The sequence below is a fragment of the Streptococcus infantis genome (genome assembly GCF_047463315.1).
Classification (GTDB): domain Bacteria; phylum Bacillota; class Bacilli; order Lactobacillales; family Streptococcaceae; genus Streptococcus; species Streptococcus infantis_AB.
In genome coordinates, this window is record NZ_JASHEB010000007.1 from 93,470 (window position 1) to 111,705 (window position 18,236).

At 42.4% G+C, this 18,236-nt stretch carries 17 protein-coding genes; 12 read left to right on the plus strand and 5 right to left on the minus strand.

Features of this window, described 5'->3' with window-relative positions; genetic code table 11:
* Positions 1-78 precede the first annotated feature (78 nt).
* The 12 genes from QM857_RS08330 (at position 79) to dtd (ending at position 14,167) form a co-directional block, all read left to right on the plus strand.
* Positions 79-483, plus strand: a complete 405-nt coding sequence (locus QM857_RS08330; protein ID WP_414275653.1) for a YbgA family protein — start codon at positions 79-81, stop codon at positions 481-483.
* Positions 467-829, plus strand: coding sequence for a TIGR02328 family protein (locus tag QM857_RS08335; protein ID WP_414275654.1), 363 nt, complete (start codon positions 467-469; stop codon positions 827-829). Before QM857_RS08330 ends, QM857_RS08335 begins: the two co-directional genes overlap by 17 nt.
* A 243-nt stretch (positions 830-1,072) precedes the next feature.
* Positions 1,073-3,322 (plus strand): 5-methyltetrahydropteroyltriglutamate--homocysteine S-methyltransferase, encoded by a 2,250-nt coding sequence (gene metE / locus QM857_RS08340; RefSeq protein ID WP_414275655.1) that lies wholly within the window; start codon positions 1,073-1,075, stop codon positions 3,320-3,322.
* Between the two features lie 62 nt (positions 3,323-3,384).
* Positions 3,385-4,245 (plus strand): methylenetetrahydrofolate reductase [NAD(P)H], encoded by an 861-nt coding sequence (metF, locus tag QM857_RS08345; protein ID WP_414275656.1) that lies wholly within the window; start codon positions 3,385-3,387, stop codon positions 4,243-4,245.
* 361 nt (positions 4,246-4,606) lie between these two features.
* A complete protein-coding gene (gene pnp, locus QM857_RS08350; protein ID WP_414275657.1) occupies positions 4,607-6,829 on the plus strand; it encodes a polyribonucleotide nucleotidyltransferase in 2,223 nt (740 codons plus the stop codon).
* A gap of 14 nt (positions 6,830-6,843) precedes the next feature.
* Entirely contained in the window at positions 6,844-7,461 is a 618-nt protein-coding gene (cysE, locus tag QM857_RS08355; protein ID WP_004251281.1) for a serine O-acetyltransferase, read from the plus strand.
* A 32-nt stretch (positions 7,462-7,493) separates the two neighbouring features.
* Positions 7,494-8,837, plus strand: coding sequence for a cysteine--tRNA ligase (gene cysS / locus QM857_RS08360; protein WP_414275658.1), 1,344 nt, complete (start codon positions 7,494-7,496; stop codon positions 8,835-8,837).
* Positions 8,830-9,216 carry a Mini-ribonuclease 3 gene (locus tag QM857_RS08365; protein ID WP_178894720.1) on the plus strand — a complete coding sequence of 129 codons (387 nt, stop codon included), beginning with the start codon at positions 8,830-8,832 and terminating at the stop codon, positions 9,214-9,216. Before cysS ends, QM857_RS08365 begins: the two co-directional genes overlap by 8 nt.
* 3 nt (positions 9,217-9,219) lie before the next feature.
* Positions 9,220-10,089, plus strand: coding sequence for a helix-turn-helix domain-containing protein (locus tag QM857_RS08370; RefSeq protein ID WP_414275659.1), 870 nt, complete (start codon positions 9,220-9,222; stop codon positions 10,087-10,089).
* A gap of 112 nt (positions 10,090-10,201) precedes the next feature.
* On the plus strand, positions 10,202-11,332 hold the full coding sequence (locus QM857_RS08375) for an ABC transporter ATP-binding protein (protein ID WP_004251267.1): 1,131 nt from the start codon (positions 10,202-10,204) through the stop codon (positions 11,330-11,332).
* A 144-nt stretch (positions 11,333-11,476) separates the two neighbouring features.
* On the plus strand, positions 11,477-13,693 hold the full coding sequence (locus QM857_RS08380; protein ID WP_414275660.1) for a RelA/SpoT family protein: 2,217 nt from the start codon (positions 11,477-11,479) through the stop codon (positions 13,691-13,693).
* 30 nt (positions 13,694-13,723) lie between these two features.
* On the plus strand, positions 13,724-14,167 hold the full coding sequence (gene dtd / locus QM857_RS08385; RefSeq protein WP_414275661.1) for a D-aminoacyl-tRNA deacylase: 444 nt from the start codon (positions 13,724-13,726) through the stop codon (positions 14,165-14,167).
* 41 nt (positions 14,168-14,208) lie between these two features.
* Here the strand turns inward: dtd and QM857_RS08390 are convergent, their stop codons facing one another.
* From QM857_RS08390 to QM857_RS08410, 5 genes are all read right to left on the minus strand, one after another.
* Positions 14,209-14,859 carry a metal-dependent transcriptional regulator gene (locus QM857_RS08390; RefSeq protein ID WP_414275662.1) on the minus strand — a complete coding sequence of 217 codons (651 nt, stop codon included), beginning with the start codon at positions 14,857-14,859 and terminating at the stop codon, positions 14,209-14,211.
* 81 nt (positions 14,860-14,940) lie between these two features.
* Positions 14,941-15,435 carry a thiol peroxidase gene (gene tpx / locus QM857_RS08395; protein ID WP_000206542.1) on the minus strand — a complete coding sequence of 165 codons (495 nt, stop codon included), beginning with the start codon at positions 15,433-15,435 and terminating at the stop codon, positions 14,941-14,943.
* 120 nt (positions 15,436-15,555) lie between these two features.
* Positions 15,556-16,488, minus strand: a complete 933-nt coding sequence (locus QM857_RS08400) for a metal ABC transporter substrate-binding lipoprotein (RefSeq protein ID WP_373075760.1) — start codon at positions 16,486-16,488, stop codon at positions 15,556-15,558.
* A 26-nt stretch (positions 16,489-16,514) separates the two neighbouring features.
* Entirely contained in the window at positions 16,515-17,363 is an 849-nt protein-coding gene (locus tag QM857_RS08405) for a metal ABC transporter permease (protein ID WP_004251242.1), read from the minus strand.
* Entirely contained in the window at positions 17,360-18,082 is a 723-nt protein-coding gene (locus QM857_RS08410; RefSeq protein WP_006152594.1) for a metal ABC transporter ATP-binding protein, read from the minus strand. Before QM857_RS08410 ends, QM857_RS08405 begins: the two co-directional genes overlap by 4 nt.
* Positions 18,083-18,236 lie beyond the last annotated feature (154 nt).

The window sequence follows — 18,236 nt, forward strand, 5'->3', positions numbered from 1 at the left end:
CAACAATCAATTCGCTCATTTTTAAAATACAACTTTGTTTCCGTATTTCCTGGGAACTAGTAGAAAGTTAGGAGAAATATGGAAAATAACAACCAACGTGCCCTTTGTCAGCAACTCTGGGCGGAAAATAAATACCTTGTTTTGAGCCATTCCAGCAATATTTACAAGGATATTCGCCAGTATCTCAAGCAAGAAGTGGTGGAGGTCAGTCAGGTTCAGGAGATGATTGACCGTGCCTGCCAGATTCCAGAGCACAGGGGTCAGGTTTGCAATGCCTTTCAGCATATTTGGGGCTATTTTAAAAAGCAAGCCAGTATTGATGAGCGCAAAGACTATATGCTTTTGCTGGATCGCTATCGCTTTGGTCAAGCCTCCAAGGAAGATTTGATTACTAGAACTAGAAACTTGCTTGAGCGTTATCCAAATGCTTATCTGCAAGATTCGACCTTGTTGAAAGGAGACTCCCATGAGACTTTGGCATGAAGATTTGATTCCACAACTTCCACGTCCTCAGCTCTTGGGGCAACATCGAGAGTGCTGCGCCCTGCGTGGCAATGGCTGGGGCAGAAAGCATGCGACGGTTGACTATGTCTTTACCCACTCGCCCTATCGTCTCTATGCCTATCATCGTTTGATCATGGAGGAGATGGCTGACCGTGGCTACAATGTCAGTCCAGAGTGGTTAGATAAGAACTACCGAGGGAAGATCTGTCCTTCCTATGAAGACTTAGCAGAGGAAAAGCTGAATAGTCCTATCTATAGCGAACATGACACAGCCTACTATGAGGAGTGTCTGGCTAATCTTCGTGAGAAAGGGATAGACCTATAGTCTTTTCTAATAGCAAGCCATAGTCAGCTTTCAATTTGTTGATATTTTGTTCTGAACCTAGCTATTTAAAAAATCTATGAACCGTTGTCTTTCAAAGGATTTGGGGAATCTTCTCCAAATCTTTTTTTGTCTTTTAAATCGAGATATAGTTTCAAACTATATCAAAGCCTAATTTTTTACAATTATACAGACAGTTTCTTTTCTGTTAAGATAGTTTCAACAACAATTTTTGGAGGACAAAACATGTCAACTACTATTATCGGTTTCCCTCGTTTGGGTGAATTCCGCGAATTAAAATTTACAACTGAAAAATACTTTAGAAAAGAAATCTCAGAAGAAGAACTCTTGGCTGCGGCTAAAGAATTGCGTGCAAAACACTGGAACATCGTCAAAGAAAAAGGCATCACTGAAATCCCATCAAATGACTTTTCTCACTATGACAACTTCCTTGATGCTGCCTTCCTTTTCAACGTAGTTCCTGCATCTGTTCAAAACTTGGAATTGTCTGATCTTGAACGTTACTTTGCTTTGGGACGCGGTTACCAAGGAGAAAAAGGGGATGTTCGTGCCCTTCCGATGAAGAAATGGTTCAACACTAACTACCACTACATCGTTCCTAAATTTGAAAAAGACACTCAAGTAAAATTGGCTGGTCACAAGATCTTCGATGAGTTCCAAGAAGCTAAAGAACTTGGTCTTAACACTCGTCCTGTCCTTGTAGGTCCATTCACTTTCCTTCAATTGTCAGACTTTGAAGAAGGTGTGAAAGCAGAAGATTTCGTAGATAGCTTAGTAGTTGCTTACCAAGATGTTTTTGCTAAATTGGCTGAACTTGGTGCAACTCGTATCCAACTCGATGAAGCTGCCCTTGTCAAAGACTTGACAGAAGAAGAAAAAGCTCTCTTCTTGAACCTTTACAACAAATTGTTGGCTGACAAGAAAGGTCTTGAAGTTTTGCTTCAAACTTACTTCGGAGACGTTCGTGACGTCTATGCTGATCTTGTCAAATTGCCAGTAGATGCTATCGGTCTTGACTTCGTTGAAGGTAAGAAAACTCTTGAACTCGTTAAAGGTGGCTTCCCAGCTGACAAGACTCTTTATGCAGGTATCGTCAATGGTAAGAACATCTGGCGCAACAACTACGAAAAGAGCTTGGCTGTTCTTGAGCAAATCCCAGCTGAAAACATCGTATTGACTAGCTCATGTTCACTTCTTCATGTGCCATTTACAACTGCTAATGAAGAATTTGAACCAGCTATCTTGAACCACTTTGCATTTGCAGTTGAAAAATTGGATGAGATCCGTGACTTGGATGCTATCCGCAACGGTCAAGGTGCAGAAGCTCTTGCAGCTAACAAAGAACTCTTTGCGACTGAACGTGTTGGTGAAAATGCGGAACTTCGTGCGCGTATCGCTGGATTGACAGATGCAGACTACACTCGTTTGCCAGCCTTTGCAGAACGTGAAGCTATCCAAGAAGATGCCTTCAAACTTCCAGCTCTTCCAACAACAACCATCGGTTCATTCCCTCAAACAAAAGAAGTTCGTGCTAAACGTTTGGCCTTCCGTAAGGGTGAATTGTCACAAGAAGAATACGATGCCTTCCTTGCTGAAACTATCGACGAATGGATCAAATGGCAAGAAGAAGTTGGATTTGACGTGCTTGTACACGGTGAATTCGAGCGTAATGACATGGTTGAGTACTTCGGTCAAAACTTGTCAGGTTACCTCTTCTCTAAGAATGGTTGGGTACAATCATACGGTATGCGTGGGGTTAAACCACCAATCATCTGGGGTGATGTGACTCGTCTCAACCCAATCACTGTGAAATGGTCTAGCTACGCACAAAGCCGTACTGACAAACCTGTTAAAGGTATGTTGACCGGACCTGTTACTATCCTTAACTGGTCATTCCCACGTGAAGACATCTCTATCAAGGATTCTACTCTTCAAATCGCTCTTGCAATCAAGGATGAAGTTCTTGACCTTGAAGCTGCAGGCGTGAAAATCATCCAAATCGACGAGGCTGCTCTTCGTGAGAAATTGCCACTCCGTCGTAGCGACTGGTACGAAGACTACCTTGACTGGGCTATTCCAGCCTTCCGCTTGGTACACTCAACAGTAGCACCAGATACACAAATCCACACTCACATGTGTTACTCAGAATTTACAGATATCATCCCAGCTATCGACAACATGGATGCGGACGTTATCTCATTTGAAGCTAGCCGTTCAAATCTTGAAATCTTGGACGAACTCAAAGCTCAAAACTTCCAGACAGAAGTGGGTCCTGGAGTTTACGATATCCACTCTCCTCGTGTGCCTAACGAAGGCGAAATCGACCACACCATCGAAGCCATCCTTGCTAAAGTACCAAGCAAGAAAGTATGGATCAACCCTGACTGTGGTTTGAAAACACGTGGTATCCCAGAAACGAAAGAAAGCTTGATCCGCCTTGTAGACGCTGCGAAAGCTGCGCGTGAGAAATTGTAAGAAAAGACAGTTCTCTCTACACGGTTGATCAGTAAGAAATCAACTAGAAAAGGTTCATACATATGTCACGTCAAACACCGTCCCTCTCATTTGAAGTTTTCCCTCCAAACCCAGAAGTAGGCAATGACAAAATTATCGCAGCCCTGAAAGACATGCAGGGCTTGGCACCACACTTCATCAGTGTGACTGCTAGTAATAATAAATTTAATATCAAAGAGACGACGGTTCGTTTGGCAGACTATATCCAAAATGACTTGGAAATCCCAACCATTGCTCACTTGCCAGCTATCTATTTGACTAAGGATAAGGTGGCTGAGACCATTGCGGATTTGGATAAAGTTGGTGTTCAGAAAATCTTGGCTCTTCGTGGGGATATCATTCCAGGTGTTGAGCCACAGAAGGATTTCCGTTACGCCACAGACTTGATTGAGTTTATCACTGAACAGGCACCGCATTTTGAAATTATTGGTGCTTGTTATCCAGAAGGACACCCTGATTCGCCAAACCAAATCTCAGATATTCAAAATCTCAAGAAAAAAGTAGATGCAGGCTGTTCAAGCCTTGTCACTCAGCTTTTCTTTGACAACGAGCGTTTCTACGATTTCCAAGACAAATGTACCTTGGCTGGGATTGATGTTCCCATTCATGCGGGTATCATGCCAATCCTCAATCGTAACCAAGCGCTTCGTCTCTTGAAGACTTGTGAGAATATCCATCTCCCACGTAAGTTTAAGGCTATCTTGGACAAGTATGAGAATGATCCTGAGTCACTCAGAGCAGCAGGACTTGCCTATGCTGTAGACCAAATCGTGGACTTGGTAACGCAAGACGTAGCAGGCGTGCATCTCTACACCATGAACAACGCAGACACTGCTCAGTACATCCACCAAGCAACCCATGCCTTGTTCAATCATCAACCTTAAAATAATTAAAAGCAAACCATTCTTCTTTTCATAGCAGAATGGTTCCTTTTTTATAGAAAAGACCGTACTTTTTAAGAAAAATATGATAAAATAGACTCTGTACGTACTTGATACAAAGATGAGGGTATAAACGATATTTAAGCAGTCTTAATCTTATGTCAAAGAGATGTAAGTTAAAGAATCAGATTTAAAATAATTTCGGAGTTGAACACGGGCTAAATCCCTAGTGAAAAAGATAGATTTCCTGGTGTGCGTGGCACACTGCGTCAATCTCCTATTTTCATACGGGATTCTTCACGCCCTTTGTATCCTGATTTTTGTAGGCAAGGCGTATAATTTTATCAATCCAAAGGGGATTACAATGACAAAACAAGTGTTTCAAACGACTTTTGCGGGTCGTGAGTTGATCGTAGAAACTGGTCAGGTTGCTAAGCAAGCAAATGGCTCTGTTGTGGTGCGTTACGGTGAGTCAACTGTCTTGACTGCTGCCGTCATGTCTAAGAAGATGGCAACTGGAGATTTCTTCCCACTTCAAGTCAATTACGAAGAAAAAATGTATGCGGCTGGGAAATTTCCTGGTGGTTTTATGAAACGTGAAGGGCGTCCTTCAACAGATGCGACCTTGACAGCGCGTTTGATCGACCGTCCAATCCGTCCAATGTTTGCGGAAGGTTTCCGTAATGAAGTGCAAGTCATCAACACTGTGCTTTCTTACGACGAAAATGCATCTGCACCAATGGCAGCTATGTTTGGTTCATCATTGGCACTTTCTATCTCAGATATTCCATTTGATGGACCAATCGCTGGGGTACAAGTAGGCTATGTTGATGGCCAAATCGTCATCAACCCAACTCAAGAACAAGCAGAGCAATCGCTTCTTGAATTGACAGTAGCTGGTACTAAGCACGCTATCAACATGGTAGAGTCTGGTGCTAAAGAATTGTCAGAAGAAATCATGTTGGAAGCTCTTCTTAAAGGACATGAAGCTGTTAAAGAATTGATTGCCTTCCAAGAAGAAATCGTTGCGGCAGTCGGTAAAGAAAAAGCAGAAGTAGAATTGCTTCATGTGGATGCTGACTTGCAAGCTGAAATCATCGCAGCCTACAACAGCGATCTTCAAAAAGCGGTTCAAGTTGAAGAAAAATTGGCGCGTGAAGCCGCAACTCAAGCAGTGAAAGATCAAGTCACAGCAGTTTACGAAGAAAAATATGCAGACCACGAAGAATTTGACCGTATCATGCGTGATGTGGCTGAAATCTTGGAACAAATGGAACACGCAGAAGTACGCCGTTTGATCACAGAAGACAAGGTTCGTCCTGACGGCCGTAAGGTCGATGAAATCCGTCCTTTGGATGCGGTTGTCGACTTCCTTCCTCGTGTACACGGTTCAGGTCTCTTCACTCGTGGACAAACTCAGGCTCTTTCTATCTTGACTTTGGCACCAATGGGTGAAACGCAAATCATCGATGGTTTGGATCCAGAGTACAAGAAACGCTTTATGCACCACTATAACTTCCCACAATACTCTGTTGGTGAAACTGGACGTTACGGTGCGCCTGGTCGTCGTGAAATTGGTCACGGTGCTCTCGGTGAGCGTGCACTTGCTCAAGTATTGCCAAGCTTAGAAGAATTCCCATACGCTATCCGTCTAGTAGCAGAAGTCTTGGAATCAAATGGTTCATCTTCTCAAGCTTCTATCTGTGCGGGAACACTTGCCCTTATGGCTGGTGGTGTGCCAATCAAGGCTCCGGTGGCAGGTATTGCCATGGGGCTCATCTCAGATGGAAACAACTACACCGTATTGACAGATATCCAAGGTTTGGAAGACCACTTTGGAGATATGGACTTTAAGGTTGCAGGTACTCGTGACGGGATTACAGCCCTTCAAATGGATATCAAGATTCAAGGAATCACTGCAGAAATCTTGACGGAAGCTCTTGCCCAAGCCAAGAAAGCTCGTTTTGAAATCCTTGACGTGATTGAAGCAACGATTCCAGAAGTTCGTCCAGAATTGGCTCCAACTGCACCGAAAATTGATACTATCAAGATTGATGTGGACAAGATTAAGATTGTCATCGGTAAAGGTGGAGAAACCATTGATAAGATCATCGCTGAAACAGGCGTTAAGATTGATATCGACGAAGAAGGAAACGTGTCTATCTACTCTAGCGATCAAGCTGCCATTAACCGCGCTAAAGAAATCATTGCTGGTTTGGTTCGTGAAGCAAAAGTGGACGAAGTTTACCATGCCAAAGTTGTGCGTATCGAGAAATTCGGTGCCTTTGTCAACCTCTTTGACAAGACTGATGCCCTCGTTCATATCTCTGAAATGGCTTGGACTCGTACTAATAATGTAGAAGATTTAGTTCAAATTGGTGATTTTGTGGATGTTAAGATTATCAAGATCGATGAAAAAGGTCGTGTAGATGCTTCTATGAAGGCACTCTTGCCACGTCCACCAAAACCTGAACGTTCAGAAGAAAAAGGGGATAAAGGTCATCGCCATGACGATCGTCCTCGTCACCATCACAAGGACCACAAAACAAAGAAAGAACTTACTGAAACACCAAAAGACTCAGAATAAGAAAGGAGAAATGTATGGGATGGTGGCGTGAAACCATTGATATCGTAAAAGAAAATGATCCAGCGGCTCGCACTACCTTGGAAGTCTTGCTGACTTATCCGGGTGTCAAAGCCTTGGCTGCTCACCGTCTCTCTCATTTTCTCTGGAAACACGGCTTTAAGCTTTTAGCTCGTATGCACAGCCAGTTTTGGCGTTTTTGGACACAGATAGAGATTCACCCAGGAGCTCAGATCGAATCAGGTGTCTTCATTGACCATGGGGCAGGACTTGTGATTGGGGAGACAGCCATCGTTGAAAAAGGTGTTCTTCTTTATCATGGAGTAACCCTAGGTGGGACAGGTAAGGATAGTGGTAAACGCCATCCGACTGTTCGCAAAGGAGCTCTTATCTCTGCTCATGCCCAAGTTATCGGACCTGTAGAAATCGGTGAAAATGCCAAAGTCGGTGCCGCTGCGGTTGTTGTAGCAGATGTTCCTAGTGATGTGACGGTTGTTGGCATTCCTGCTAAGATTGTCCGAGTACATGGGCAAAAGGATGAACCAACCATTCACGAAGTCGAAGAAAAACGTGAATACTACGTCAATAAACTTGAGCATGCTAGAGAAGCCAGCCACAGGTCGTCTGGTTTGTAAGCTTATTGTAAGACACAGAAAGGAGTCAGTGAGTGATTAAAATCTATGACACCATGTCTCGTGATTTGCGAGAATTTGTCCCAATCGAGGACGGTAAGGTCAAGATGTATGTCTGTGGGCCAACTGTATATAACTACATCCACGTGGGGAATGCCCGCTCGACAGTAGCCTTTGATACTATTCGTCGCTATTTTGAATACCGTGGCTACGAAGTAGCCTACATTTCCAACTTTACGGATGTGGATGACAAGATTATCAACCGTGCCAAGGAAGAAGGTATCACACCTCAGGAAGTAGCGGACAAGTATATCGCTGCCTTTCGGGAAGATGTGACGGCTTTGGGTGTGAAGCCTGCGACTCGTCATCCACGTGTAGTCGAGTTTATGGCTGACATCATCCGCTTTGTAGAAGACTTGATTGAAAAGCGCTATGCCTATGAGAGTCAAGGGGATGTCTATTTCCGTGTAGAAAAATCCCACAACTATGCTAAGTTAGCTAATAAAACCCTAGAAGACTTGGAGTTAGGTGCTTCAGGTCGGACAGACGAAGAAACAGCCCGCAAGGAAAATCCTGTAGACTTTGCCCTCTGGAAAGCTGCCAAATCAGGTGAGATTTCTTGGGACAGCCCTTGGGGTCCTGGTCGTCCAGGCTGGCATATCGAGTGTTCGGTTATGTCAACGGAGATTTTGGGTGATACTATCGATATTCACGGTGGTGGAGCTGACCTTGAGTTTCCTCACCATACCAACGAAATTGCCCAATCTGAAGCTAAAACAGGCAAGACTTTTGCCAACTACTGGATGCACAATGGCTTTGTCAACATCGACAATGTCAAGATGTCCAAGTCTTTGGGGAACTTCATTACGGTACACGATGCCCTCAAAACTATCGACGGTCAAGTGCTTCGTTTCTTCTTTGCGACTCAGCATTACCGCAAACCTATCAACTTTACGGAAAAGGCTGTGCGCGATGCCGAGACTAATCTCAAGTATTTGAAGAACACTTACGAGCAACCATTTACTGGAGATGTAGATGCTCAAGAATTGCAAGCTTTTAAAGATAAGTTTGTAGCAGCTATGGATGAGGATTTCAATACAGCTAATGGAATCACTGTTGTCTTTGAAATGGCCAAATGGATCAACTCAGGTAACTATGATGCAAGTGTTAAGGAAACTCTTGCAGCCATGTTGGAAGTCTTTGGAGTTGTCTTTGTTGAGGAAGTTTTGGATGAAGAGATTGAAGCCTTGATTCAAAAACGCCAAGAAGCGCGTGCCAATCGTGACTTTGCGACAGCTGACCAAATCCGTGACCAACTAGCTGCTCAAGGGATTAAACTACTTGATACCAAGGATGGAGTGAGGTGGACACGTGATTGATGTCAATCTCATTAACGGGATTGCGCTAGCCTTTGAAGGAGATGCGGTTTATTCTATGTATATTCGCCGTCATCTCATTCTTAAAGGCATGACCAAGCCCAATAAACTCCATCAAGAGGCCACTAAGTATGTATCAGCCAAGGCTCAGGCACGCTTGATTTCCCTCATGTTGGAGGAGCAAGTCCTAACGGAAAAAGAAGAAGAAATCTATAAACGTGGTCGCAATACCAATAGTCACACCAAGGCAAAGAATGCAGATGTAGTGACCTACCGTATGTCTACAGGTTTTGAAGCGGTCATGGGTTATCTTCATATGACTGAAAATGTGGAGCGCCTAGAAACCTTGATTTCTTGGTGTATCCAAAAAGTGGAGGGCTAGGAAATGATTGCAAAAGAATTACTAGATTGGTTTCCACAAGCTCAAATCGTAGACCAACCAGTCGATAAGGAAGGCTATCTGACGCTTCCAGTATCCGCAAATCAGTGGATTTTACTGGAAGAAGCTGGACTAAGTGAACGTGAGAAGCAGTTGGTAGCTCTCTTAACCCAGCAGGAGCAAACGATTTCTCTCAATCCCTGGTATAGCTATTTGATAGAGGGCAAGGGGCAAGCACCGCAAAGCTTTAAAAAGCTACAAGTTGTCTATTGCCATCTTTCCTATTACCAACAGGAAAACCTGACTTCTTGGTTGGATATGATGAGAACCCTCTTTCCTAATTGCGAGACAGTGCTTCAGGTGGGAGCTCAGGATTACCTTTTTGTTCTCCAGCAGGACAAGTATACCTCGGTTCGCTCAATCTTGATGGATACCTTGGAAGCCGTAGAATACGACTTTGGGGTGCGTTTGTCCATCATGCTTGGTCAGGTATGGTCACAAACTGGACATCAGGCGCTGCCAGACTTGATCAAAGCAGAACGTGACTTGTTTAAAAACTGGTGGCGTCAAGGCCATCAAGGTTTCCACACTTTTTCGCAACTCTACCTTTGGAGTGTCGGTGAAAAAATGGTGGATTTGGGTCTTATCAAAGAATATCTACACCAAATGATTTTGGATCAGGATCAGATTCAGGAAATCATTCTCTCACTATGGGAAAACAGTGCAGTCCTGACTAAAACAGCTCAGCAACTCTATTTGCACCGCAATTCTCTTCAGTACAAGATTGATAAATGGGAAGAATTGACAGGGCTACAGTTGAAAGAATTGACAGATTTGACCTTGTGTTATCAATTGATTTTACCAGATATTATATAAAGTTTTGTGCAAGTTGCACAGAACTTTTTTATTTTTTTGGTCACCTTGCCATAGAAATGTAAAGCGTTTTCATTTATAATAAATCTATCAAAAATTAAAGGAGTTCACCGAAATGGTAGAATTAAATCTTAAAAACATTTACAAAAAATATCCAAACAGCGAACACTACTCAGTTGAAGACTTCAACTTGGACATCAAAGACAAAGAATTTATCGTTTTCGTAGGACCTTCAGGATGTGGTAAATCAACTACTCTCCGTATGATTGCAGGTCTTGAAGATATCACAGAAGGTACTGCATCTATCGATGGCGTTGTTGTCAATGACGTAGCTCCAAAAGACCGTGACATCGCCATGGTATTCCAAAACTACGCTCTTTACCCACACATGACTGTATACGATAACATGGCTTTCGGTTTGAAATTGCGTAAATACAGCAAAGAAGACATCGACAAACGTGTACAAGAAGCAGCAGAAATTCTTGGTTTGAAAGAATTCTTGGATCGTAAACCAGCTGACCTTTCAGGTGGTCAACGTCAACGTGTTGCCATGGGTCGTGCGATCGTCCGTGATGCAAAAGTATTCTTGATGGACGAACCTTTGTCAAACTTGGATGCAAAACTTCGTGTATCTATGCGTGCTGAAATCGCTAAAATCCACCGTCGTATCGGAGCTACAACTATCTACGTAACTCACGACCAAACAGAAGCGATGACACTTGCAGACCGTATCGTTATCATGTCAGCTACTAAAAACCCTGCTGGTACTGGTACTATCGGACGTGTTGAACAAATCGGTACTCCTCAAGAAGTTTACAAAAACCCAGTTAACAAATTCGTAGCAGGATTCATCGGAAGCCCAGCTATGAACTTCATCAACGTAAAATTGATCGGTGACCACATCGTTGGTGACGCCTTTAACTTGAAAGTTCCAGAAGGTGCTTTGAAAGTTCTTCGCGATAAAGGTTACGAAGGTAAAGAATTGATCTTCGGTATCCGTCCGGAAGACGTGAACGCAGAACCTGCTTTCCTTGAAACATTCCCAGAATCAGTTGTGAAAGCAACTATCTCTGTATCAGAATTGCTTGGTTCAGAATCTCACCTATACTGCCAAGTTGGTAAAGATGAATTCGTTGCTAAGGTTGACGCACGTGACTACTTGCAAGCTGGTGCAACTGTGGAACTTGGATTTGACTTGAACAAAGCTCACTTCTTCGATGTAGAAACTGAAAAGACAGTTTACTAAGATAGATTTTAATAAAACAACACTACTAGAGTTTTTTTAGTAGTGTTTTTTTATAAAGTTTAGAAACTCAGATAGAAGGAGACTTTACTAGTTTTCTTATTGACTAAAAAGTGTTAAAATGGTAGGAAGAACTGGAGAGTATGCATGCCAAAAGAAGTAATTTATTCTGGCGATGAAGTAGTCGCTTTAACGCAAAAATATTTATCGAAAGAAGATGTGGCTTTTGTTCATAAGGCCTTGGTTTATGCTGTAGAGTGCCACAGTGGCCAATATCGTAAATCAGGCGAGCCTTACATTATCCACCCTATCCAGGTAGCAGGTATCTTGGCTAAGCTCAAGTTGGACGCTGTCACTGTGGCTTGTGGTTTTTTGCATGACGTAGTAGAAGACACAGATGCTACTTTGGATGACTTAGAGCGCGAGTTTGGCCATGATGTTCGAGTGATTGTAGACGGTGTTACCAAGCTTGGTAAGGTCGAATACAAGTCTATAGAAGAGCAGTTGGCTGAGAATCACCGCAAGATGCTTATGGCCATGTCAGAGGATATCCGCGTTATCTTGGTCAAACTCTCTGACCGCCTGCACAATATGCGTACCCTTACGCATCTTCGTAAGGACAAGCAGGAACGTATTTCCCGAGAAACCATGGAAATCTACGCACCACTTGCTCACCGTCTGGGGATTTCAAGTGTTAAGTGGGAACTAGAGGATTTATCCTTCCGTTACCTCAATCCGACAGAGTTTTACAAGATAACTCATATGATGAAGGAGAAACGTCAAGAACGTGAAGCCTTGGTCGATGAAGTTGTGACGAAGCTTGAGGAGTATTCATCTGAGCGCAATCTTACAGGAAAAATCTATGGCCGTCCTAAGCATATCTACTCTATTTACCGTAAGATGCAGGACAAGAAAAAACGATTTGAGGAAATCTATGACCTGATTGCCATTCGCTGTATCCTAGATACACAGAGTGATGTCTATGCCATGTTGGGTTACGTTCATGAGCTATGGAAACCAATGCCAGGCCGTTTCAAGGATTATATTGCCAATCGTAAGGCCAATGGGTACCAGTCTATCCATACGACTGTTTATGGACCAAAAGGACCGATTGAGTTCCAGATCCGTACCAAGGAAATGCACGAGGTTGCTGAGTACGGGGTTGCGGCTCACTGGGCCTACAAAAAAGGAATGAAAGGCCAAGTTAATAGTAAAGAATCTGCGATTGGGATGAACTGGATCAAGGAGATGATGGAGCTCCAAGACCAGGCGGATGATGCCAAAGAATTTGTAGATACGGTCAAAGAAAACTATCTGGCAGAAGAGATTTATGTCTTTACTCCAGATGGGGCGGTTCGTTCTCTTCCAAAGGATTCTGGACCGATTGACTTTGCCTATGAGATTCATACCAAGATTGGGGAAAAAGCGACTGGTGCCAAGGTCAATGGCCGTATGGTTCCTTTGACTACCAAGCTGAAAACGGGTGACCAGGTTGAAATCATCACCAATCCAAATTCATTTGGACCAAGCCGTGACTGGCTCAATATGGTTAAGACCAGCAAGGCCCGTAACAAAATTCGTCAGTTCTTTAAAAACCAAGATAAAGAATTGTCCATCAATAAAGGCCGTGAAATGCTGATTAGTCAGCTTCAAGAAAACGGCTATGTGGCCAATAAATTTATGGACAAGCGTCACATGGATGAAGTCCTTCAAAAAACCAGCTACAAGACAGAAGAAGCTCTCTTTGCAGCGATTGGTTTTGGAGAAATCGGAGCCATTACCGTCTTTAACCGTTTGACGGAAAAAGAACGTCGTGAAGAAGAACGTGCCAAAGCCAAGGCAGAAGCAGAAGAACTGGTCAAGGGTGGCGAAGTCAAGGTTGAAAACAAGGAAACTCTAAAGGTTAAGCATGAAGGTGGCGTTGTCATCGAGGGTGCCTCTGGTCTCTTGGTGCGGATTGCCAAATGTTGTAATCCTGTTCCAGGTGATGATATCGTTGGTTATATTACCAAAGGTCGTGGTGTTGCCATCCATCGTGTGGACTGTATGAACCTTCGTTCACAGGAAAACTACGAGCAACGTCTACTCGATGTTGAGTGGGAAGACCAATTCTCAACCAAGGAATATATGGCTCATATCGACATCTATGGACTCAACCGTTCTGGTCTTTTGAATGATATCTTGCAAGTCCTATCCAATACAACTAAGAATATCTCAACAGTTAACGCCCAGCCAACCAAGGATATGAAATTTGCTAATATCCATGTATCCTTTGGAATTTCAAATCTTTCAACGTTAACTACTGTAGTTGATAAGATCAAGAGTGTACCAGAAGTCTATTCAGTCAAACGGACCAATGGTTAAGTTGGCTCGATAGATCTAGAAAGGATTTCTATGAGAATTATCGTTCAGCGCGTCAAGGAAGCTCAGGTTTCTATTGAAGGGCAGATTCATGGTCAGATCAAACAGGGGCTCCTGCTCTTAGTGGGTGTTGGACCTGAAGACCAGCAAGAAGATTTGGATTATGCAGTTAGAAAACTTGTCAATATGCGGATTTTCTCAGATGCCGAAGGCAAGATGAACCTATCTGTCAAGGATATCCAAGGAGAAATTCTCTCCATCTCACAGTTTACTCTGTTTGCGGATACCAAAAAAGGAAATCGTCCAGCCTTTACAGGTGCAGCCAAACCGGATATGGCTGAGGCCTTCTATCAAGAATTTAACCAAAAGCTAGCCAAGGAAGTTCCTGTTAAGACGGGAGTTTTTGGAGCAGATATGCAGGTGGGACTGGTCAATGATGGCCCAGTCACCATTATCCTAGATACTAAAAATAGATAAGAAAAAACCAAGCTTGTATGCTTGGTTTTTTTGTGACGTATTTAGTTCAGTTTTTCAACATAGAGCTGTTTGGCGATTTCTAGACTGACTTGGAGTTCTTCATTTTTATGAATCAAAGTAAAGGTGTTAGAGAAATCATCAAACTGTTGAACTTGAAGTTTGTCTCCGATATTGATGTCATGTTTTTCCAGATATTTGAGGAGGTCAAAACTATCGTGAACGCGAGTCAGGAGATAGGTTCCAGCTTCTTTGGTTTCTGCTAGAGGCAAGTTGTTGATTTCAACCAAAAGTTCTCCCTTAGCAGGAATGGTACCACCATGAGGGCAAGTTTTTGGGAAACCTAACATACTTTCTAATCTTTCCACAAAAAAGTCTGAAACGGTATGTTCTAATACCTCGGCTTCCTCATGAATTTGGTCACTGGTATAGTCTAGATGGTGCACCAGAAAAACCTCAATCAAACGGTGTTTGCGATAGAGCTCAGATACAAGTTTTAAACCAATATCAGTCAATAAGTATCCTTTTTTCTTGTCTTTTAGGATGAGATTTTCAGACTGCATGCGCTTGATCATTTCGGTTACAGCTGGAGGAGATACCTGCATTCGAGCAGCAATTTCCTTATTGGTAATCTTAGGAACATCCATGCCAATCTCATAAATACATTTTAAATAGTCTTCTTTATTTGGGGTCATTCGCATTTCCTTATTTATTATCTCCATCTAGTATACCAAAAAAAGCTAGATTTCTCTAGCTTATTGCTACAAGAGCTGTACTTAGTTGAGTTCTTTTGCAGCTGCAATAGCGGCTTCAAAGTCTGGCTCGCTGTTGATATTGTCTACGTATTCGACATAGCGGATGGTATTGTCAGTATCGAGAACAAAAACTGCGCGTGCAAGCAGATGCCATTCATTGATTAAGAGGGCATAATCGCGTCCAAAGGAGTGGTCGAAGTAGTCTGAGAGCATGATGGCATTTTCAATTCCCTCTGCACCACACCAGCGTTTTTGCGCAAATGGAAGGTCCATAGATACCGTTAGGACAACAGTGTTGTCTAAGCTAGCCAATTCTTGGTTAAAGCGACGAGTCTGAAGTGAGCAGATGCCTGTATCGATAGAAGGGATGACACTCAAGATTTTTTTCTTGCCTTCAAAGTCAGCCAGTGTTTTTTTAGAAAGGTCCGTTGTTGTTAGAGAGAAGTCAAGAGCCTTGTCTCCTACTTGTAGTTGCTTTCCTGTAAACGTAACAGGGTTTCCAAGAAATGTAGTCATAAGCTACTCCAATCTTTTTTCTTTCATTTTACATTAAATGTTCAGACTCTTCCAATAGTTTGACCGAAATTTAAATAGACAAAAAACGCCAATTCATGGTGACTGACGTTTTTAAAATGATTATTTAGCTAAACCTTCAGAAATTTTATCAAGGTTGTATTTCATCATGTTGTAGTAGCTGTCACCTTCTTTACCTTCTTCAGCAATTGAGTCAGTAAAGATTTGTGCGTAAATTGGGATGTTTGTGTCTTGTGAAACAGTCTTCATTGGACGATCATCGACACTGGATTCAACAAATAGTGATGGAACTTTCATTTGGCGAAGTTTTTCAACCAAAGTCTTGATTTGGTCAGGTGTTCCTTCTTCTTCAGTATTGATTTCCCAGATGTAGGCACTTGGGACACCGTAAGCTTTAGAGAAGTATTTGAAGCATCCTTCGCTGGTTACGATGAGTTTCTTGTCCGCATCAATAGCGTTAAATTTCTCTTTGGCTTCCTTGTCAAGCTTGTCTAGTTTTTCAGTGTATTCTTTGAGATTCTTTTCGTAGAATTCCTTGTTGCTAGGGTCTTTGGCGATGAGTTGCTTAGCAATATTTTGAGCATAGATGATCCCATTTTCAAGATTGAGCCAAGCGTGTGGGTCTTCTTTCCCTTTTTCATTTTCCCCTTCTAGGTAGATGACATCAACGCCTTCACTAACTGCAAAGTAGTCTTTGTTTTCAGTTTTCTTAGCATTCTCAACTAATTTTGTAAACCAGGCATTTCCACCTGTTTCAAGGTTGATACCATTGTAGAAAATTAAGTCGGCTTGCGAAGTTTTCTTGACGTCTTCTGGTAGTGGCTCGTACTCGTGTGGATCTTGTCCTACAGGCACGATACTATGAAGATCAATCTTGTCTCCTGCGATATTTTTAGTAATATCAGCGATGATAGAGTTAGTTGCTACAACCTTTAGTTTTTGGTTTGTAGATGCTGTGTCTTTTTTTCCGCTAGCACAGGCAGCTAATCCAATGATAGCAAGAAAAAGAACAAGCAATGTACCTAATTTTTTCATTATATTCCTCCAGAGGGGCTCCCTCATTATTGTTTGATTTTTTTATTTTTCAGCTTCAGATAACGTTGTTTTGGTGCGATAAAGAAACTGATGAGAAAGAAACTTGCAGATGTCAGCACGATACTTGAACCTGCAGCCAGGTTAAAGCTATAACCGATAAAAAGTCCCAAGACAGAAGCTAGAGCTCCCAAGCCTGATGAAAGAAAAATCATGGTCTTTAGACTATTGGCGTAAAGATAAGCTGTCGCGGCTGGAGTAATCAGCATGGCTACGATAAGGATGGTTCCGACACTTTGCATAGCAGTCACTGACACCAAAGTCAAGAGTATCATGAGTAGATAGTGGTAGAAATTAACTGGCATGCCCATAGCTTTGGCTAGGAGTTCATCAAAGGATGTAATCAAGAGTTGCTTGAAGAAAATCCCGATAATCAATAGAATGAGAGCTCCCATACCGATGGTAATATACATGTCTATGTCTTGCACAGCTAAGATATTCCCAAAGAGAATATGGAAGAGGTCAGTCGAGCTTTTAGCCACACTAATCAAGATAATGCCCAGAGCCAATAAAGATGAAAAGGTAATCCCAATGGCAGTGTCACTCTTGATAATAGAGTTCCCCTTGATGTAGGTGATGATGACAGAGGCAAGCAGTCCAAAGATGATAGCACCAATAAAGAAGTCAATTCCTAAAATAAAAGAAAGAGCTACACCAGGTAAGACAGCGTGCGAGATAGCATCTCCCATAAGGGACATACCACGGAGAATGATAAAGCATCCGACCGCTCCAGCAACAATACCAATCACAACAGCTGTAATCAAGGCATTTTGGAGAAAGTGGAAGTTCTGCAATCCATCTATAAATTCTGCAATCATAGGTCACCTCCATTGAAAAAGAGTCGGTCACCATAAGCTTGTTTGAGATTGGCTTGGGTGAAGGTCTCCTTTGTTGGACCAAAGGCAATTAGCTCCTTGTTGAGAAGGAGTACCTGGTCAAAATAATGGGCAACCTTGCCGAGGTCATGGTGAACGATAAGGACAGTCTTGCCAGCTTTTTTAAGTTCTCTCAGCGTGTTCATGATGATCTCTTCACTGACAGAGTCAATCCCCACAAAGGGCTCGTCTAAGAGAATATAATCAGCATCTTGAACTAGACAACGGGCAATCAAGACACGCTGGAATTGGCCACCAGAGAGTTGACTAATCTGACGATCTGCGTAGTCAGAAAGTCCAACAATTTCTAGTGCTTCAGCCACCTTTTGCCAGTGGTTTGCTTTTAAAGTGTGAAAGAGTGGAATGGATGGATAGAGTCCCAGAGAGACACATTCTTTTACCTTGATAGGGAAGTTGTAGTCGATATGAATTTTTTGCTCGACATAGGCAACTTTCTTAAGAGATTTTTTCATTTCTTTATCTTCGATAAAAGCATGTCCTTCATGTGGGATAATGCCCAGCATACCTTTTAATAATGTTGATTTCCCGGCGCCGTTTGGACCAATAATTCCGGTAATCGTTGGTCCTTGGAGCACTAGTGAAATATCCTTTAGTGCCAACGTTTCTTTGTAGGAGACACTGAGGTTTTCGATACGTATCATACAGTTGTATTCCTCCCGGGTTTTAATATACCTTAATTTTATTTTTAAGTCAAGTTAATTTTGGTAAAAATTTAAAATATTAATGTTGAAATCAAATAGGAGGAGACGGCATTTTTAATTGCATTCCCCAGGGATTTTTGCTAAGCTAAGAATA